We start from the raw sequence: 17255 nt of genomic DNA, 5'->3' as shown, positions 1-17255 counted from the left end.
CAGAGTTTGCAAGCTCCTCGCAAGAGACTGATAATCATATGACTCACTTCAACAAGGACACTTGCCTTGCGTATCAGCCCCAATGATCCGAAAAATTATCGTTCAATCACCCTCGACAATGGTCTTAAGGTGCTGTTAATTCAAGATGAAAGCGTGCAAAAGTCAGCCGCTTCTCTGGCGGTAAACATTGGTTATTTTAACGATCCAAAGGGGAGAGAGGGCTTGGCGCACTTCCTCGAACATATGTTATTCTTGGGTACGGATTCTTACCCTGTGGCTGGCGAATATCAAAGTTTCATTAATCGTCATGGTGGCAGCAACAACGCATGGACAGGGACCGAACATACTAACTACTATTTCGACATTGAACATCAATGGTTCGATGAAGCATTAGACCGCTTTAGTCAATTTTTCATTTGCCCCTGTTTTAATCCCGATTTAGTGGAACGTGAACGCCAAGCGGTAAATTCTGAATACCAGCTCAAACTCAAAGATGATGTACGTCGAATTTACCAAGTACACAAAGAAACGGTTAATCCAGCGCACCCCTTTAGTCAATTCTCGGTAGGTAACCTTGATACCTTAAGCGACAATGCTGAGTCTTCGATTCGCGATGATTTAATTAACTTTTATCAAAGCCACTATTCCGCAGATTTAATGACTCTTGCATTAATTAGCCCTCAAGCTTTAGATACCTTGGAACTTTATGTCAAACAATTATTTAGTCCAATCCAACGCTTAAATGTCTCACCACTGAGCTTCCCCCCTTTATATTTGGCTGAACAACTCGGCATAGAAAGCCATATTCAAGCAGTCAAAGAAGTAAAAAAATTAAGCTTAAGTTTTGCTTTTAGCAATATGGATAAGTTCTATCGCACTAAACCGCTCACCTATATCGCCCATTTACTCGGCTATGAAGGACCTGGCAGCTTAGTGGCCTTATTACGTCACGCAGGCCTAATTAATTCGATGGCAGCCGGTGGGGGGATTAGCGGTCATAATTTTAAAGATTTTTCGATTAGCTATAGTCTGACCGATCAAGGTGTCGAATGTATTGATCAAATCATTGATGCCACTTTTAGTTATTTAAAGCTCATCAACCAACAAGGTTTGCAAGCTTGGCGCTATCAAGAAAAACAACAAGTTTTTGAACGTGCTTTTTTATATCAAGAAAAATCGAGAGCAATCGACTTCGTCTCACATCTGGCAATTAATCTCCAGCACTACCCCGCAGAAGACGTGATATACGCAGACTATGCTATGGAGTCTTATGATCACGATTTAATCAAGCACTGCCTAAGTAAATTAGAACCACACAATATGCGGATCAATGTGGTATCCCCCAATCAACAATGTGACAAAGTAGCAAAATGGTACTTCACCCCTTATGCAGTCAAAAGCATCGAAGCTGAGCGTTTAGCGCGCTGGACTAGCCCAAAATTACTGAATGGTTTGCAACTCCCCAGCAGCAACCCTTTTCTCAGCTACAATAAGGCCCCACTCACCAAAGTTGATGGTCACGAAGCAAAACCACAACTGTTAATCGATCAAGCTGGTTTTCGTTTATGGTTCAGCAATGAACCCGAGTTTAAAGTGCCTAAGGGCCATCTCTATTTATCGGTTGACTCTAGTTATGCTGTCGCCTCGGTTCGAAATATTGTTTGTACTCGGCTGATGGTTGAGTTGATGCTCGATCATCTCAGCGAAATGACTTATCAAGCAGAGATAGCTGGAATGTCTTATCAGCTTTATGCTCATCAGGGGGGCTATACTTTACATTTATCCGGTTTTAGCGATAAACAAATTCTATTGCTTAAAATGATCTTAAATAATCGCAAGTTTGGTCACTTTGAACGCGCCCGTTTTGACATCATTAAGCAGCAATTGCGTAAGCATTGGCAAAATCAAACTCAAATAAAACCAATCTCACAACTGTTCAGTCAGCTCACATCTTTACTACAACCAAACAATCCGCCACCCAGCGAATTATTAGCTGCACTTAACGACGTCGAGTTAGAACACTTGCCTGATTTTGTGAAAACGCTCTACCAAAACATTCATATAGAAATGCTTGCCTATGGAAATTGGCCGCAATCAGAAATCCTTGAGTTAGGCACATTTATCCTACAAGAGGTCTCTCCAAATACCATCCCCTCAAAAGAAACACCGCGAAAACTGATTAGTATTCAAGGTCAAGGTACACTGCTATATGAGGTTGATTGCCAACAAAGTGACTCTGCCTTAATGATTTATTACCAAAGTGATGATCTAAGCTCTGAAAATATCGCCCTATATACCCTCAGTAATCATATAATGACTTCTACCTTCTTCAACGAATTACGAACCAAACAGCAATTGGGCTACATCGTTGGCACCGGTAATCTTCCCCTAAATCGCCACCCTGGGATTATTTTTTATGTGCAATCCCCGCATGGTCGCCCACAAACCTTGCTTGATGCCATCAACGATTTTCTCGATGATTTCCCTGTACTGATGTTTGAACTAAGTGATGCCCAATGGCGTCATAGTAAACAGGGTTTAATTGCTCAAATACTAGAGCGGGAAAGTAACATGCGCACCCGCGCTCAGCGCTTTTGGGTCAGCATTGGTAATAAAGATCTCAGCTTTAATCAGCGCCAAGCAGCGGCCGCTTGTATTGAAAAACTAGAACGACGGGATCTAGTCCGCTTTATGATGAGCTTAAAGAGTAAAAAGCGTGACCGGGTGGTGGTTTATAGTCATGGTGGAGGAAATCAAAATCAGGATGCCCTGAATACCCATCGTTTAGAAACCGGTGATACAATTACCAGTCGGGTCAAATTTCAGCAAGCATCTAAGTTGTATAGTTATAACTAGGCGAAATCCAAACGCTGCAGAGCCCAAGCCTTCGCTTGGGCTCTGGGCCGCTCTTTACGGATAATAGCGTAACTCTTGCTCTGCCATCTTCAGCAAAGACTCACAGGGCCTAAATCGTTCCCCATAGTTCGCTTCCATCGCTCTGAGCTGATCGACTAATCTTGTAATACCGATCTGGTCCATGGCGCGAAATGGCCCTCCTAAGAAAGGCGGAAACCCAATGCCAAATATGGCGCCTAAGTCACCGTCGCGAGCACTGCGGATCACTCCTTCGTCCAAACAGCGAGCCGCTTCATTTAACATCATATAAACACAACGCTCACTCACCTGTGAGGCTTCAATCGCCGGCTGTGGCGTCACTCCAAGCAGCTTATACACCGCGTGGTCGACCGGTTTCGCTTTGGCTCTTTTATGCTTGCTGTATAAGTAAAAGCCACGGCCATTTTTCTTGCCTAAACGCTTATCTTCAATCAATTTTGCAAAAGCCTCTGGGGCTTTAAATCGAGCGCCAAATTCGGCTTCCAAGATCGGCGCAATCTTCGAGCCAACATCAATCCCAACTTCATCGAGCAAGCTCATCGGCCCCACAGGAAAACCATAATCAAGCATGGTCTTATCGATGTGTTCAACCGCTTGTCCCTCTAATAACAAGCGGGCCGCTTCATTGATATAAGGGGCCAAAATACGGTTCACATAAAAACCTGCCACATCTTTCACCACGATCGCCGTTTTCCCCTGCTGACGAGCAAACTGCAAGGTATCCACAATGGTTTGCTCGCTGGTGCCTTGATGCGGAATAATCTCGACCAAGGGCATTTTTTCTACCGGGCTGAAATAATGCAAACCAATCACCTGCGCTGGGCGAGCCGCATTTACCGCGATTTGAGCAATCGGTAAGGATGAAGTATTACTGGCAAAAATAGTCTTCGGCTGACAATGTTGCTCGATATCAGCAACCATCTGCTGCTTCAACGCTAAATCTTCAAATACCGCCTCAACAACCATTTGAGCATTGCTCATACCACTAAAATCAGTGGTTCCACTCAGCGCACTCATTTGTTTTTGCAATTGAGCATGACTAATGAAGCGACGTCGCCGCTTTTTATCGAGCAATCGATAGGCATAATTTAAAGCCCCCGTCACGCCTTTTTCACTGACATCTTTAATCCGAACCTGAGCCTTAGCTTTAGTGGCAGAGACAAAGGCAATTCCGGCTCCCATTAAGCCGCCGCCTAGCACTGCAACTCGCTCAACTGGATGGGGAGAAACCCCAGCAAACAGCTGCTCTTTCTTTAGCGCATTGGCGGCAAAAAATAAACGACGTAAAGCGGCCGATTCTGGGCTCATCACTAAACTTGCAAAACGTTCAGCTTCCTGTTGATAAGCCCGCTCAGCGCCTTGCTCAACACTCGATCGTACACAGGCGATAATCTGCGGCGGTGCCGGATAATTGCCCCGTGTTTTATTCAAGGTTTGTTTGCTCACTTGCGAGAATAACAATTGACGGCCCAAGGGATTACCTTCCAACAATCGTGATAACAAACTCAACTTAGCCTTCGGCCTCCGTTTTGGCTTGCCCACATACTTCTTGGCCGCTTCCAGCAAAATGCTCTGCGGCACAATTTCATCCACCAATCCACTTTTCAAGGCTTGTTTAGGGCGAAGCTGCTTACCGGTTAACATCATTTCCAAAGCCCGCTGTAAACCAATTAATTTAGGTAAACGCTGAGTACCTCCACCACCAGGAAGCAAGCCTAGCTGTACTTCTGGTAGGCCAAGGTTAGTTTTTTCTGCGGTACTACAAACACGATAATCACAAGCAAGCGCCAGCTCTAAACCGCCTCCCAAACAAGGACCATGAATTGCCGCAATCACCGGAAAAGGTAAGCCAGCTAAACGCGCGAATACTTGATGGCCAGCCTGAGAGAGAGCTTGCGCGGCTTGTTCAGTCACACAAGCGTCGAGCATACTAATATCAGCGCCAGCAATGAAAGAATCCGGTTTTCCACTATAAATAACCAAAGCTCTTAACTGGCTTTGCCCTTCCAATTCAGCCAAGATGACATCTAACTGAGGGCCAAACTCAGCTTTAAGGGTATTCATGCTATCGCCTTGAACATCAATTTTTAACAGTCCAAGCTGCGCTTCGATGCTTAAACTAAAATTTGCCGCTTCCATTATTCAACCTCCAATACCATTGCAAGCCCTAAACCACCCGCGGCGCAGGCAGTGGTTAAGCCTAACCCCCCCCCTCTGCGGCCCAATTCATTTAACATCTGGGTGATCATTCTAGCCCCTGTCGCTGCAAAGGGATGCCCATAGGCAATAGAGCTACCCAGTACATTAAATTTATCCATATCGATTTCACCTAAAGCTCTCTCACGGCCGATCGACTTGGCAAACTCATCGCTGGCAAACATTTTAATATTGGCCAGAGTTTGCGCCGCAAAAGCCTCATGCATTTCAATCAAGTCCAGATCTTGTAAGCTAATTCCAGCTCTATCTAAGGCGATAGGGGTTGCATAGGAGGGGCCCATCAACATGTCTTCATGGACGTCAATAGCAGAGAAGGCATAACTACGAATATATCCTAAAATAGGCAAAGCCATTTGTTTGGCCTTATCTTCGCGCATCAACAGTACCGCCGCAGCGCCATCAGTCAGCGGACTGGCATTGGCCGCAGTAACGGAACCATGTTTACGGTCAAAGACCGGCTTTAACTGAGCCAATTTCTCCTCATTGGAATCACCACGCACATTATTATCCCGACTCAGAAAGCTACGATATGGCTCTGAATAGGCGGCCATCACCTCTCCATCAAGTTTGCCTTCTTGCCAAGCTTGATGGGCGAAACGATGGGAACGTACGGCTAATTGATCTTGAGCGGCACGTGCAATACCGTGTTTTTTGGCCATTTGTTCCGCCGTTTGCCCCATAGACATTCCAGTCGAGTACTCTGCGACGGCTGGCGGAACCGGCAACATGTCTTTAAAACGCAGCTTCTTTATAATACGCCAGCGCTGGGCAACGCTGCGAGCCTTCGACAAATCCAACAAACTTCTGGCCAGGGTTTTACTCACCCCTATGGGTAATACCGAGGAAGAATCAGCGCCCCCTGCAATGCCACAATCAATGGTTCCGGCCATAATCGATTCCGCCACATTAACCGCTGCCTGAAAACTGGTGGCACAGGCGCGCGACACGCTATAAGCATCGGTTGAGACATCCAATTGAGTACCTAACACAATCTCACGAGCGATATTTGGTGCTTCGGGCATTTGCACCACCTGACCAAACACCAGCTGCTGGATCTGCTTCACATCCAGATCAACGCGTTTAATTAATTCATTCACCACCATTTTTCCTAGGTCAACTGCAGGAACACCATGGTAGGCTGTCGCTTGACGAGCAAAAGGGGTGCGCAAACCGGCGACTACGGCGATACGAGCGCCATTGGCCGTGCTTAAAGATTGTTGTTGGTGCATTCAAGTATCCTTCATCGATGAAGAGGTCAGACCTCACGACAGTATATTAACCTTTTATTTACAAATTTCAAACAAGCGCTTAAAACTGATATTAAATTACCAAATTTAAAGGAAATTTTTTGAGACCTAAGCAAGAGTGCTTTATTATCCGCAAGCGACAGACAATTTAGAGGATGCAATGAGCAATAACAATTTATCAGCCATTCGCGATTATCTTAATCAAAGCATTGTTGGCCAAACAGAGTTTATTGATCAACTACTTATCGCCCTACTCGCCGATGGTCACATACTGGTTGAAGGCCCTCCAGGACTGGCAAAGACCCGAGCTGTCAAAGCCTTATCGGAGTGTATTGAAGGTGACTTTCACCGGGTTCAATTTACTCCTGATTTATTACCCGCAGATTTAACTGGTACCGACATTTTTCATCCAGAAACCGCGAGCTTCAGTTTTCAAAAAGGGCCTATTTTCCATAATTTAGTGCTCGCCGATGAAATTAACCGCGCCCCTGCTAAGGTGCAATCGGCATTGTTAGAAGCCATGGCTGAACAACAAATCACCGTAGGCAGTAAAAGCTATGCGCTACCGAAGTTATTCATGGTGATGGCCACCCAAAACCCGATTGAGCAAGAAGGGACCTACCCGCTTCCCGAAGCGCAACTCGACCGTTTTATGTTTAAGTTATGCTTGAGCTATCCTGATGCAGAAACAGAATTGAAAATTTTGCAGCTCACCGAGCGTGAAGCCAAGCAGGTTCATCTGCGTCAACCAGAAGCACTCACCCAGCAAAAACTATTTGCCCTGCGTCGTGCTATTCTCGAAGTGCATATCGCCCCCTCCCTCACTCAATATATTGTTGACTTAGTGGTCGCAACTCGCCAACCAGAACGCTATACCGACGAATTTAGTCAATGGTTGGAATTTGGTGCCAGCCCGCGAGCCAGTATTGCCCTCGCCAGAGCAGCCAGAGCACGAGCTTGGTTACACGGAAGAGATTTTGTCAGCCCAGAAGATATCCAACAACTCGCCTACCCAGTGCTTAGACATCGCTTATTACTCAGCTATCAAGCACAGGCAAAAGGGATCCAAGCCGATACTGTCATTGCTCGTTTACTCGAATTGGTGGCCTTTGCTTAATGAATAAAATCAATCGTCAGTCACCGGTGACATTGGCAATTGAGCAGTTAATTGAGGCCCGCGCCCTGCATCTCAATCTGCCGCCATGGCGGCAGATTACCAGTCATCGCCATGGCAACCGCTTAAGCAAGGTTCGCGGACGAGGCATGGAGTTTGATGAAGTTCGGCATTATCAACCGGGCGATGATATTCGCTGTATCGACTGGCGAGTTACTGCACGAACGGGGAAGACTCATACCAAGCTGTTTAGGGAAGATCGTGAACATCCGGTGTTTATTTTCTTAGATCTATCGCATTCAATGTATTTTGGCAGCGGCAATAAATTAAAGTCAGTATTTGCCAGTGAACTGGCTGCCTGTTTGGGTTGGTATGCCCAAGGCCTAGGTGAGCGAGTAGCCATGATGTTGCATCTTGGGCAACACAGCCACAATGAAAAACCCGCCGCCAGTAAAAGCCACTGGTTGAATCAATTGCAAGTGATCTGCCAGCAACACAATCATCAATTTGAACAGCTCAATCACGCCCAATTAGCGCCGTCGGAACCGAATACGAGCCTAGACACCCTATGCCAGCTAGTTAAAACTGGTTATCAGGTGCATCTTATCAGCGACTTTTATCACTTTGACCAAGACGCCGCGCTGCAACTCCAACGTTTGTCTAACCACAATCAAGTATTTGCCTGGCAAATCAGCGATCCACTGGAGCAAGCCCTACCCAGCACATCTGGCGCTCAACAATTAAAAGTGAGCCGAGGGCTTTCGAGTGCTTACCTGCAGCCGAATAACAAAGCCTTTCGGGAGCAATATCAACAGCGAGCGAGTCAACGCCAGCAACACATTCAAGCCATGTTACAGCAAGCTCGAATTCCTCATCAGCACTTTTCAACAGCCTTAGAGTGGCAAGACTATGCCTGAGCAAAACAATCCCCTCGCCGCACTCAAAGATATTATTTTGCCCAGCCAATTGGAAACCGGTTTACCCGCTGTTGGTTGGTGGTTGGTCGCAGGCTTAAGTCTGGTAGTTTTAGCGCTCCTATTATTCATTAGCTGGCGCTATTGGACACTCACCAGCACGCGCCGAACCGCGCTGCGTGAATTAAAAAGCTATCCCAGCATCGATTTGGTCCAGCTAAATATCCTAATGAAGCGGGTGGCCCTTAGTTATTTTCCACGACATCAGGTCGCCTCTCTCACTGGCCAGGCTTGGTTAGCTTTCTTAGATAGCAAACTCACCCGCGCCCCCGGTAAGTTTACCGCCTTAGAGGCCGAATGGCAGCGACAACTCTATACCGCAGAAACCATCGCTTTGGAACCTGCAACCCTGCACTTATGTGAGTACTGGTTAAAACACGTTGCTCCTCCGCTCAGTTGGGCAACTTTATTGACAGGTAAAATCTCACCCCCTTTGGGAATCACCAACCAAGCCAGTCGTAAAGAGGCGAGTAATGTTTGAATTCCTGTGGCCCTATGCCTTCCTATGTTTACCACTGTTATGGCTGATCGAGCGAAATCGACCAGCCCAGCAACAAGGTCAAGTGGAACAGCTGCTCAATACCAGCCTTCCATATGCCCAAACACAAGTAGTATTCCAGCCGCAAATCTCCCGCTTAAAGCGAGGCGTTAAATGGCTGGTATGGTGCTGCTTAGTGGTCGCCCTCGCCCGTCCGGTTTGGTTAGATGAACAAACGCAAGGGATTAACGAACAAGGTCGAGACCTACTATTGTCGGTAGACATGTCGGGAAGCATGCAAGTACAAGATATGCAATTACAGGGGCAAAGCGTAGACCGTTTAACGGTCGTAAAACACCTATTAAAAGAATTCATTGATCAGCGCCATGGTGACCGAATTGGCATGATTTTATTCGCAGACCACGCCTACCTCGCCTCCCCCTTAAGCTTCGATTTAGATTCCTTACTTACTCAAGTCGATGAGCTAGTTCATGGTTTAGTGGGTGATAGAACCGCCATCGGCGAGGGGATTGGTCAAGGCATCAAGCAACTCATGGATCATCCCGCGGAACAGCGGATATTAATTTTGCTAACCGATGGCCAAAATACTTCAGGCACCGTTGAGCCTATACAAGCGGCTGAAATTGCAGCAAAAAACAAAGTGGTGATTTATACCATTGGTATTGGTGCCGACGAACTCTACCAACAAACTTTGTTTGGAACACGTAAAGTCAATCCTTCGCATGACTTAGACGAAGCCACCCTGCAACAAATCGCCAAACTCACTGGCGGTAAATACTATCGCGCACGCAGCAGCGAAGATTTGGCGAAAATTTATCAAACCATTGGCGCACTCAATCCAATCTCTGAAGCTCAGCAATATTACCGGCCACAGTACGAGTTATATTATTGGCCGCTTGCCTTTGTGATCATCCTATTGTTGGCAATGCTGGCCCGTCCAATATTCAATCGCCGCTTTCACTTCAAGGAGCCAAATTAGTGTGGTCACTTAGCTTTTTACGCCCCGAGTGGTTACTGCTTAGTCCCATATTACTGGGATTGTTAATCAACAAACAACGTCGAGAATCATCGGCTTGGGGACAACTACTGAGCCCCGGTATGGCGAAATACTTACTCAGTAAACCCAGCCATACAAAACATTCACAATGGCATTTAGCGAGTCTATTGGGCTGCATTATTATCAGTCTCTCTGGACCCAGTATCGTGACAGATAATATCCCGCTCTATCGAGATGGCAGCGCTCGGGTATTAATTATGGATATGTCCTACTCGATGCGCGCCCGTGACGTAAAACCCGACCGGGTCGAACTAGCGAAGTTTAAAGCCCTCGATCTACTCAAACAATGGCGAGACGGCGAGACCGCTTTAATCGCCTACGCTGGCGATGCTTTTGTGCTGAGCCCCTTGAGTAGTGATAGCAATACCTTAGCCAACTTGGTGCCACATTTAAAACCAGAATTAATGCCAGTGCATGGCTCCATGCTGCCCCTTGCTTTAAGTAAAGCTGCCGAATTGATCCAGCAAGCGGGATATAACCAAGGTGATGTGGTGGTAATTGGCGATGGTCTAAGTGAACAGCAAATACAAAATAGTCTGAACATACTAAAAAAACAGCACTTGCGTTTTTCGATGTTGGCGGTAGGCACCGAACAAGGCGCCCCCATTCCCTTAGAAGACGGCAGCATGCTTAAGGATCAATACGGCAGCATTGTGATCCCAGAAATAAAGGCCGAAAACTTCCTCCCCTTATGCCAGCAAACTGGCGGTATTTGCCAATTTATCAGTGCCGATAATAGCGACATTGAAAATTTAGCATCCTTACGTCACCGAGAAGCGAACTCACAGCAAAGTGCTAACCAACAAACGCAAGGCCGCAAAGATATTGGCTATCTGCTATTGCCGTTAATCATGTTATTGCTGTTGCTCAACCTCCGGCGCGCAGACCTACTTTTGGTTTGTTTATTCATCACCTGCTTGGGCGTGCCCAAAACCAGTTTCGCCATCGATTTATGGCAAAATCAAGCTCAACAAGCACAACAGGCTTTCGAGCAAGGTGACTATCAGCAAGCCGCAGAACAATTTCGCGATCCACAATGGCAAGCTTCGGCACTCTACAAAGCCGGGAAATATCAGCAAGCCCAACAGCTATTTGCGCAAGACCATAGCGCCACAGGCTGGTTTAATCAAGGTAATGCGCTTGCCCAATTGGGTGACTATCAACAAGCCATTAACGCCTATCAGCAAGCCTTAAGTTTGCAGCCTAAATTCCCTGAAGCGGCCGAGAATAAGGCTTTAATCGAAAAATTAAAGCAACAGCAACAGCAACAGCAACAGCAACAGCAACAGCAACAGCAAGATTCTGAGCAACCTAAACCGTCGCAACAGCAACAATCAGCACAACAGTCAGACCAGCAAGCTCAAGACTCAGAGCAGGCCCAGCAGCAGTCATCTGAACAAACGCCGCAACAGTCCTCGTCTTCCTCAGAGTCAGAATCGACCGAACAACAAACAGCCGCGCAACAAACAGAACAAGATCCACAACAGGCGGACCAAGACTCGACCCAACAGTCAGCAGCAGAGCAACCAGCCAGTGAAGAACAACCAACAGAAACATCAACAGCGCAGCAGGCTCATCCGACAAATGCCCAAGACCAAGCAACGCTCGACCAAAAAGAGTTACAGCAATGGCTCAATACACTACCCAATGATCCCAGCTTACTGCTACGAAACAAAATGTACCTCGAATATCAAAAACGTCGTCGCCAACCCAGCAACAATCAGGAGAATTGGTAAGTGAAAGCGCTCAGTTTACTATTCACTCTTTTACTTAGCTTTAGCAGTTATGCCACCACTAAAGTCACCGCCTCAGTCAGTCAAAACCCTGTGGCAGTAGGCCAAGCCTTTACTTTAGAGGTTGTTGCCGATGATACTCTGCCAGTTAACGAATTTGACCCGTCGGTCTTGCTAAGACAAAACTTTGTGGTAGGTAGCACCGCAACTGGCCGCCAACACACCAGTATTAACGGAAAGTCTTCCACCCAAACCCGCTGGACGACCACCCTGTTGGTGCGTGAAGAAGGTAGTTATTTGATCCCTTCCTTTACGATTGGCGGACAAGCGACCATTCCCATTAAGTTAAAAGCTAAAGTTATCGACAAACTAGATCCCAGTAACGATCAAGTGCGCATGGAGGTCAGCATCGACCAGCACCAAGTCTACTTAGGACAACCGGTTCGCTACACCAGTAAAATTTGGGTCGCGAATAGTTTAGACCAAGCCAACATTATTGCCCCTAACATGCTAAACGCTAAAATAGACAAACTAGGGGATGACAAACAAGACTTAGAAATCGTCGATGGAAAACGCTATCGAACCTTGATCCGCCAATGGCTGATCACCCCAGAAAAGGCAGGTCAATTTGACATCAAGGGGGCACATTTAAGCGGCTTGGTTAATGATGGAAACTATCGTACCAGACCTATTGATATTGAAGCGCAAAACCTATCACTCAAGGTAAACCCACCGCCAGCTAACTTTCCAGGAACTTGGCTACCGTCCAGCGATTTGCTACTCAGCGAAGAAGTTCAGCCGCTACAAAGTGACTACCAACAAGGCCAGGCCTTTACTCGGATCATTAATCTCACCGTCGCTGGTATCACCGAAAAACAACTCCCAGAGATTGAACTCGATTATGGTGATAATTTTCGGGTATACCCCGAACCCTATCAAGATAGAACCATCGTTAAAGACGGCATCGTTTTTGCGCAGCGTACCCTGCACGTAGCGCTCATCCCCATCAATAGTGGCCAATTAACGCTACCCGCATGGAAGCTGCCGTGGTGGGACCTAAGTAAAGATAAGCTCGCCTATGCTGAAATTGAGAAACGAGAAATTAAAGTGAGTCCAGCACCAATGAGTAGCCAACTTAACTCGATGCCACCCGCAAGCACGACCAGCGCCATCACCACAGCACAGGGCGACGAGCGAGCGAGTAAGACGTCATTATGGACTTGGTTCTTTGCCTTGGCGTGGTTAAGCACCCTCGCTGCGCTCATTTTCATTTGGTGGCGTTATCAACCACAGAGTCATAAGCATAAGGTCTCTAAAGACCGACACACTCAAGCCAAAGAGCAGCCCTCAGACTCATGGTCAAGCTTTAGCTCATACTGCCAACAAAATCAAACACAACTAGCCGAACAGATGCTAAATCGCTGGGTAAGCCAACAACAGCTTACAAAACAGTTTTCGGATCTACAAGCAGAGCTGAGCGCGATCAACTGGGGCAAAGAGAATCAACCAGACTTAGATTTAAAGGACTACTATCAGCGTTGCTTAGCTATGAAAAACACGCTAGAAAATCAAGCAAAGCAAGCCCATCAATCACTTGCCTCGCTCAATCCATGAATCACAATTAGCGGTTTAAGCCTAATTGAAAAATTAGGCTTTCTGCCTGACAACAGAAGGTAAATGATGCATTAAGTTGAACACCACCTTCTATTTCTGTGAATTCACTCGTTATCTCACAAGGATCTGACTCTGCCTTACGCGCTTTTTCAATCAGCAGATTTAAACGACTTTCTGCCTGAGCTTTATCGGCGAATAATTCTTCTAACACAACACTACAGTCTTCACCATCAATCACTGCGCCAACATCGACACAACAGCAAGTTTTAGATTCTTCTAACTTAGTTTTCATCTATTTTCCTTTATTTTACGGTCAGCCTTAGTTATAACACTCCATCTACATGGAAACTGGAGCGACGATAACATGAGCCTCGGATGTTTTATTGTGAGTCATCATAACAGATTAGTAGGTAAGGTATTATCTAGGAATTTACATGCAAATTAATTTTTTTCGAAAGAAAAATCCTAGTGCCTCGGTCGTATCGGGTATGCAAACAAAACAAAAACGTTATGAAGCCCTCGTTCAGGCATACAATCGAGATGTATACCGTTACGCCTACTGGTTAGTTCGTGACAAACATATCGCTGAAGACATTGTGCAAGAGACTTTTCTCCGAGCATGGCGTTCGCTCGATAGTTTAAAGGATGAAAAGGCCGCTAAATCATGGTTGATCACTATATTGCGACGTGAAAATGCACGCCGATTTGAACGTAAGCAATTGAACTTAGTGGATATTGAAGACCATTCGGTCGCTGATGCCCACTCACTTTCGAGTGAGCAACAAATTGAAAATGAGTGGTTAAGGCGACAAATTGATAAACTCGCACCGGAATATAAAGAGCCTTTGCTACTACAACTCATCGGCGGGTTTAATGGAGATGAAATCGCCGAGATGTTAGAGCTAAATAAGAACACCGTTATGACTCGCTTATTCCGTGCGCGTAATCAGTTAAAAGACGCCTTAGAAGATAACCAAAATCGAGGACAAAGTAATGGATGAGCTAGAATTCCGCCGCCAGCTGTATACCAATCCTCGTGAGCGTGATGAAGCGTTCATTCAGGAAGCCAATCAAACGGCTAAAAACAAAAAACTTTATGACGAAATGCAGCACTTCGAAAATAAACTGGAACAAGCTTTCAACGTGGAGGTTCCAGAAGGGCTTGCTGAACGGCTCATTTTACGCCAGAGTTTTGACGATTCACAATCGCGTTACCGCCGTAAAACCCGCTTCCATATGGCAATGGCCGCCTCTGTCGCCTTTGTTCTGGGTTTAAGTTTTAGCTTGATAAACTGGCACACAACCGCTCCCGGAGACATTGGGCAAATAGCCCTGAACCATGTTTACGAAGAAATGCCCTTTATTAACGGGGTCGATGAGCAACCATCCCTGCAAACCGTAAATGCCAAGCTTGAACGCTACGGAGCCAGTTTTAAACAACTGCCCGGTGAAGTGGTTTATGTGAATCATTGCTCCTATGGTGGCAGCCCAGCCTTTCATATGGTGATGAAAGGCAAGATGGGCTCGAACATTAATGTCTTTGTGGTTCCTCAATCCACAGAGTTAGCGATGGAAGAAAATTTTGCTGACAAAAAGATGCGCGGCACCGTCACCCGCTTACAAAACGCCAGCTTAGTCGTGGTTGGTGAGCGCAACGAACCAATAGAAAAATCGGTAGAAATTTTAACTCAAGACCTTAATCAATCGATTTAGTCATCAAGTTAAGCTGAGAACTCAGCTTAACTTACTATTTTATTAGAAGTATTTCTTTTATTGAGGCAAGCTCAAGCACTCCACATCGGCCAATATCATTATCAAACACTTGTTTAACTTTGTGCGTTAGCTCCAACTTTTAACATTCTCAATTAACATCATCTTAACATTTTGTTCATTTTCTCTTAATCTGGTCAGAGGTCAGCTCACTAGAGGCCTGCTTATCTTTCGAGATTATTTGCAACTGTTTGTCAGCGCTTGATACAAAACAGAGCAAGTAGGGTCGAAGAATGCGACTTAAGCAAACAATCATTCACGGTGTTTGTTTGCTTTAAAAGTTCAGCTAAACCGTTTTTAGCCTGAAAAAATGGAGCAAAATAGATAAGCAAAGCTTAACCAAGACCCATAACGATAAACTTTTGCCGTATTAGAGAGGGAAACGATGAAGATAAGGATATTGCCACTCGCGCTTATCACCGCATCAAGTGCACTAACCGCAACACAGATACACGCGGCAGGTTTTCAGTTAGTTGAACACTCCGCAAGCGGTTTAGGCCGCGCTTTTGCCGGAGAAGCTGCAATCGCCGACAATGCTGCAGTTCTCGCTCGTAATCCAGCAGCCATGTCGATGTTTGACAGCATTGCCGTATCCGGAGCGCTCAGCTACATCTCGCCCGACGTTTATGTAAAAGGTAACAATGGCGTAGCTAGTCTTGATAATGCCTTAAGCAATCAAGATGTCGCTCCTAGTGCACTGGTCCCTGCTGGATATTTCATTCAACCCTTGAATGACAAGTGGGCTTGGGGAGTTGGCCTATTTACCAATTTTGGGCTTTCAACCGAATACCCCAGTGACTATGCTGCAGGTCAGATCGGTGGTAACACCGAACTGGTGACAATGAGCTTTAACCCAAATGTGTCTTATCGAATTAATTCCCAGCTTAGCATTGGCGCCGGCGTAAATGCTGTTTACGGTACCGCCAAGCTGATCCGTAACTTTGGCAGTAGTAGTAGTCCCTTTCCCGCGACGGGTACCGCAGCCTCAGTAGAGGGTGATGGTTGGGGGTATGGCTGGAACATTGGTGCAATGTGGGAAATTAATCAAGACCACCGTTTTGGAGTGAGTTATCGTTCTAAAGTCGACTTGGACTTTGACGGGGATTACTTTTCAGAGATCCCTGAAGGCTTAAGTAGTAACCCCTATGGTACTGGGGGACAAGTGATCCCGGGAGAGCTCACCCTGAACCTGCCCGACATTTTTGAATTCTCTGGATATCACCGATTAAATCAGGCCTTTGCAATTCATTACAGCTACTTATGGACCGGTTGGAGCACCTTTCAGGAGATCAGAGCAACCAACTCTGAAGGCACGACGATGTTGCAAAAAGACGAGAAGTTTAGTAACTCTTATCGACTTGCACTGGGTGGCACTTGGTACCTGAACCCACAATGGCAGTTACGCGCAGGAATGGCTTACGACCAAAGTCCTTCGCGCACTCATAAAACCATCAGCATCCCCGATAATGATCGCTACAATTACGGACTAGGATTTACCTATAGCTTAAGTGAGTACAGTAGCTTCGATACCGGGTTTACTTATATACAAGGTAAAGAAGGTGGCTTTAACGAAGAAGGTGTAGAATTTATCTCAAAAGGCGATGCTTACATCTTTGCGATGCAATATAACCATAGCTTCTAGACATTTAAATTTAGGTAGTCAGTTAAGTCTGGCTACCTTTTACTGAGGCTTGAGCAAGCCCGTTAATTCCCCTCGAAAAGTAACCGTTAACAGAGGAAACATGAGTCGTAGCTCAACATTATTTACCATAAGTGAACTTGCCAAAGAATTTGCCATTAGTACCCGCAGTATTCGTTATTATGAAGACCAAGGATTGCTTGAGCCACAGCGCCTTGGCAACAAACGTCTCTATAACAAACATGACAAATTAAGACTCAAACTCACTTTAAGAGGTAAACGTTTAGGATTTTCGCTAAGTGAAATCAGAGAATTATTTAATCTTTACGATGCCAAACTAAATAACAGTGATGAGGTATTGCAATTGATCGAAAAAATAAAATCGAGAAAACACAGCTTATTGCAGCAATTAGAAGATATTCAAGTTGTATTAATGGAACTTAAATCTGCTGAGCGCCGTTGCCACGACGCACTCTCTAAATGACCCACCAAAGAT

At 45.8% G+C, this 17255-nt stretch carries 14 protein-coding genes; 11 read left to right on the top strand and 3 right to left on the bottom strand.

Going from position 1 to position 17255, the window contains the following annotated elements; all coding sequences use genetic code 11:
• Positions 1 to 66: 66 nt before the first annotated feature.
• Positions 67 to 2856 (top strand): insulinase family protein, encoded by a 2790-nt coding sequence (locus ACRRS0_RS09330; RefSeq protein ID WP_432453478.1) that lies wholly within the window; start codon positions 67 to 69, stop codon positions 2854 to 2856.
• 54 nt (positions 2857 to 2910) lie between these two features.
• Here the strand turns inward: ACRRS0_RS09330 and fadJ are convergent, their stop codons facing one another.
• Entirely contained in the window at positions 2911 to 5034 is a 2124-nt protein-coding gene (gene fadJ, locus ACRRS0_RS09325; RefSeq protein WP_432453479.1) for a fatty acid oxidation complex subunit alpha FadJ, read from the bottom strand.
• Positions 5034 to 6341, bottom strand: a complete 1308-nt coding sequence (fadI, locus tag ACRRS0_RS09320; RefSeq protein ID WP_432453480.1) for an acetyl-CoA C-acyltransferase FadI — start codon at positions 6339 to 6341, stop codon at positions 5034 to 5036. The genes fadJ and fadI overlap by 1 nt, the downstream gene beginning before the upstream one ends.
• A 178-nt stretch (positions 6342 to 6519) precedes the next feature.
• On the opposite strand from fadI, the gene ACRRS0_RS09315 reads away from it, so the two are divergent.
• Genes ACRRS0_RS09315 through ACRRS0_RS09290 form a run of 6 tightly spaced genes read left to right on the top strand, consistent with a single transcriptional unit; the run spans position 6520 to position 13350 of the window.
• Positions 6520 to 7476 carry an AAA family ATPase gene (locus tag ACRRS0_RS09315; protein ID WP_432453481.1) on the top strand — a complete coding sequence of 319 codons (957 nt, stop codon included), beginning with the start codon at positions 6520 to 6522 and terminating at the stop codon, positions 7474 to 7476.
• Positions 7476 to 8390 (top strand): DUF58 domain-containing protein, encoded by a 915-nt coding sequence (locus tag ACRRS0_RS09310; protein ID WP_432453482.1) that lies wholly within the window; start codon positions 7476 to 7478, stop codon positions 8388 to 8390. The genes ACRRS0_RS09315 and ACRRS0_RS09310 overlap by 1 nt, the downstream gene beginning before the upstream one ends.
• Positions 8383 to 8928, top strand: coding sequence for a DUF4381 domain-containing protein (locus tag ACRRS0_RS09305; RefSeq protein WP_432453483.1), 546 nt, complete (start codon positions 8383 to 8385; stop codon positions 8926 to 8928). Before ACRRS0_RS09310 ends, ACRRS0_RS09305 begins: the two co-directional genes overlap by 8 nt.
• A complete protein-coding gene (locus tag ACRRS0_RS09300) occupies positions 8921 to 9925 on the top strand; it encodes a VWA domain-containing protein (protein ID WP_432453484.1) in 1005 nt (334 codons plus the stop codon). The genes ACRRS0_RS09305 and ACRRS0_RS09300 overlap by 8 nt, the downstream gene beginning before the upstream one ends.
• Entirely contained in the window at positions 9925 to 11739 is a 1815-nt protein-coding gene (locus ACRRS0_RS09295; protein ID WP_432453485.1) for a vWA domain-containing protein, read from the top strand. The genes ACRRS0_RS09300 and ACRRS0_RS09295 overlap by 1 nt, the downstream gene beginning before the upstream one ends.
• Positions 11740 to 13350, top strand: a complete 1611-nt coding sequence (locus tag ACRRS0_RS09290) for a BatD family protein (protein WP_432453486.1) — start codon at positions 11740 to 11742, stop codon at positions 13348 to 13350.
• 7 nt (positions 13351 to 13357) lie between these two features.
• On the opposite strand, the gene ACRRS0_RS09285 is transcribed toward ACRRS0_RS09290, so the two are convergent.
• Positions 13358 to 13642: a YfcZ/YiiS family protein gene (locus ACRRS0_RS09285; protein ID WP_432453487.1), complete on the bottom strand. Its 285-nt coding sequence runs from the start codon at positions 13640 to 13642 to the stop codon at positions 13358 to 13360.
• A 142-nt stretch (positions 13643 to 13784) separates the two neighbouring features.
• Here ACRRS0_RS09285 and ACRRS0_RS09280 point away from each other — a divergent pair, with 142 nt between their 5' ends.
• The 4 genes from ACRRS0_RS09280 to ACRRS0_RS09265 all read left to right on the top strand — a co-directional run bounded on the left by ACRRS0_RS09280 (position 13785) and on the right by ACRRS0_RS09265 (position 17243).
• Positions 13785 to 14351, top strand: coding sequence for a sigma-70 family RNA polymerase sigma factor (locus ACRRS0_RS09280; RefSeq protein WP_432453488.1), 567 nt, complete (start codon positions 13785 to 13787; stop codon positions 14349 to 14351).
• Positions 14344 to 15063 (top strand): DUF3379 domain-containing protein, encoded by a 720-nt coding sequence (locus tag ACRRS0_RS09275; protein WP_432453489.1) that lies wholly within the window; start codon positions 14344 to 14346, stop codon positions 15061 to 15063. Before ACRRS0_RS09280 ends, ACRRS0_RS09275 begins: the two co-directional genes overlap by 8 nt.
• Positions 15064 to 15505: 442 nt before the next feature.
• Complete coding sequence (locus tag ACRRS0_RS09270) at positions 15506 to 16762, top strand: outer membrane protein transport protein (RefSeq protein WP_432453490.1); 1257 nt, start codon at positions 15506 to 15508, stop codon at positions 16760 to 16762.
• Between the two features lie 100 nt (positions 16763 to 16862).
• The gene (locus tag ACRRS0_RS09265; RefSeq protein WP_432453491.1) at positions 16863 to 17243 is read left to right on the top strand and encodes a MerR family transcriptional regulator; all 381 of its coding nucleotides are present in this window, start codon (positions 16863 to 16865) and stop codon (positions 17241 to 17243) included.
• Positions 17244 to 17255 lie beyond the last annotated feature (12 nt).

Origin of the sequence: Agarivorans sp. QJM3NY_29 (assembly GCF_050870835.2) — a bacterium.
GTDB lineage: Bacteria > Pseudomonadota > Gammaproteobacteria > Enterobacterales > Celerinatantimonadaceae > Agarivorans.
This window is presented reverse-complemented; position numbering and strand designations above follow the sequence as displayed.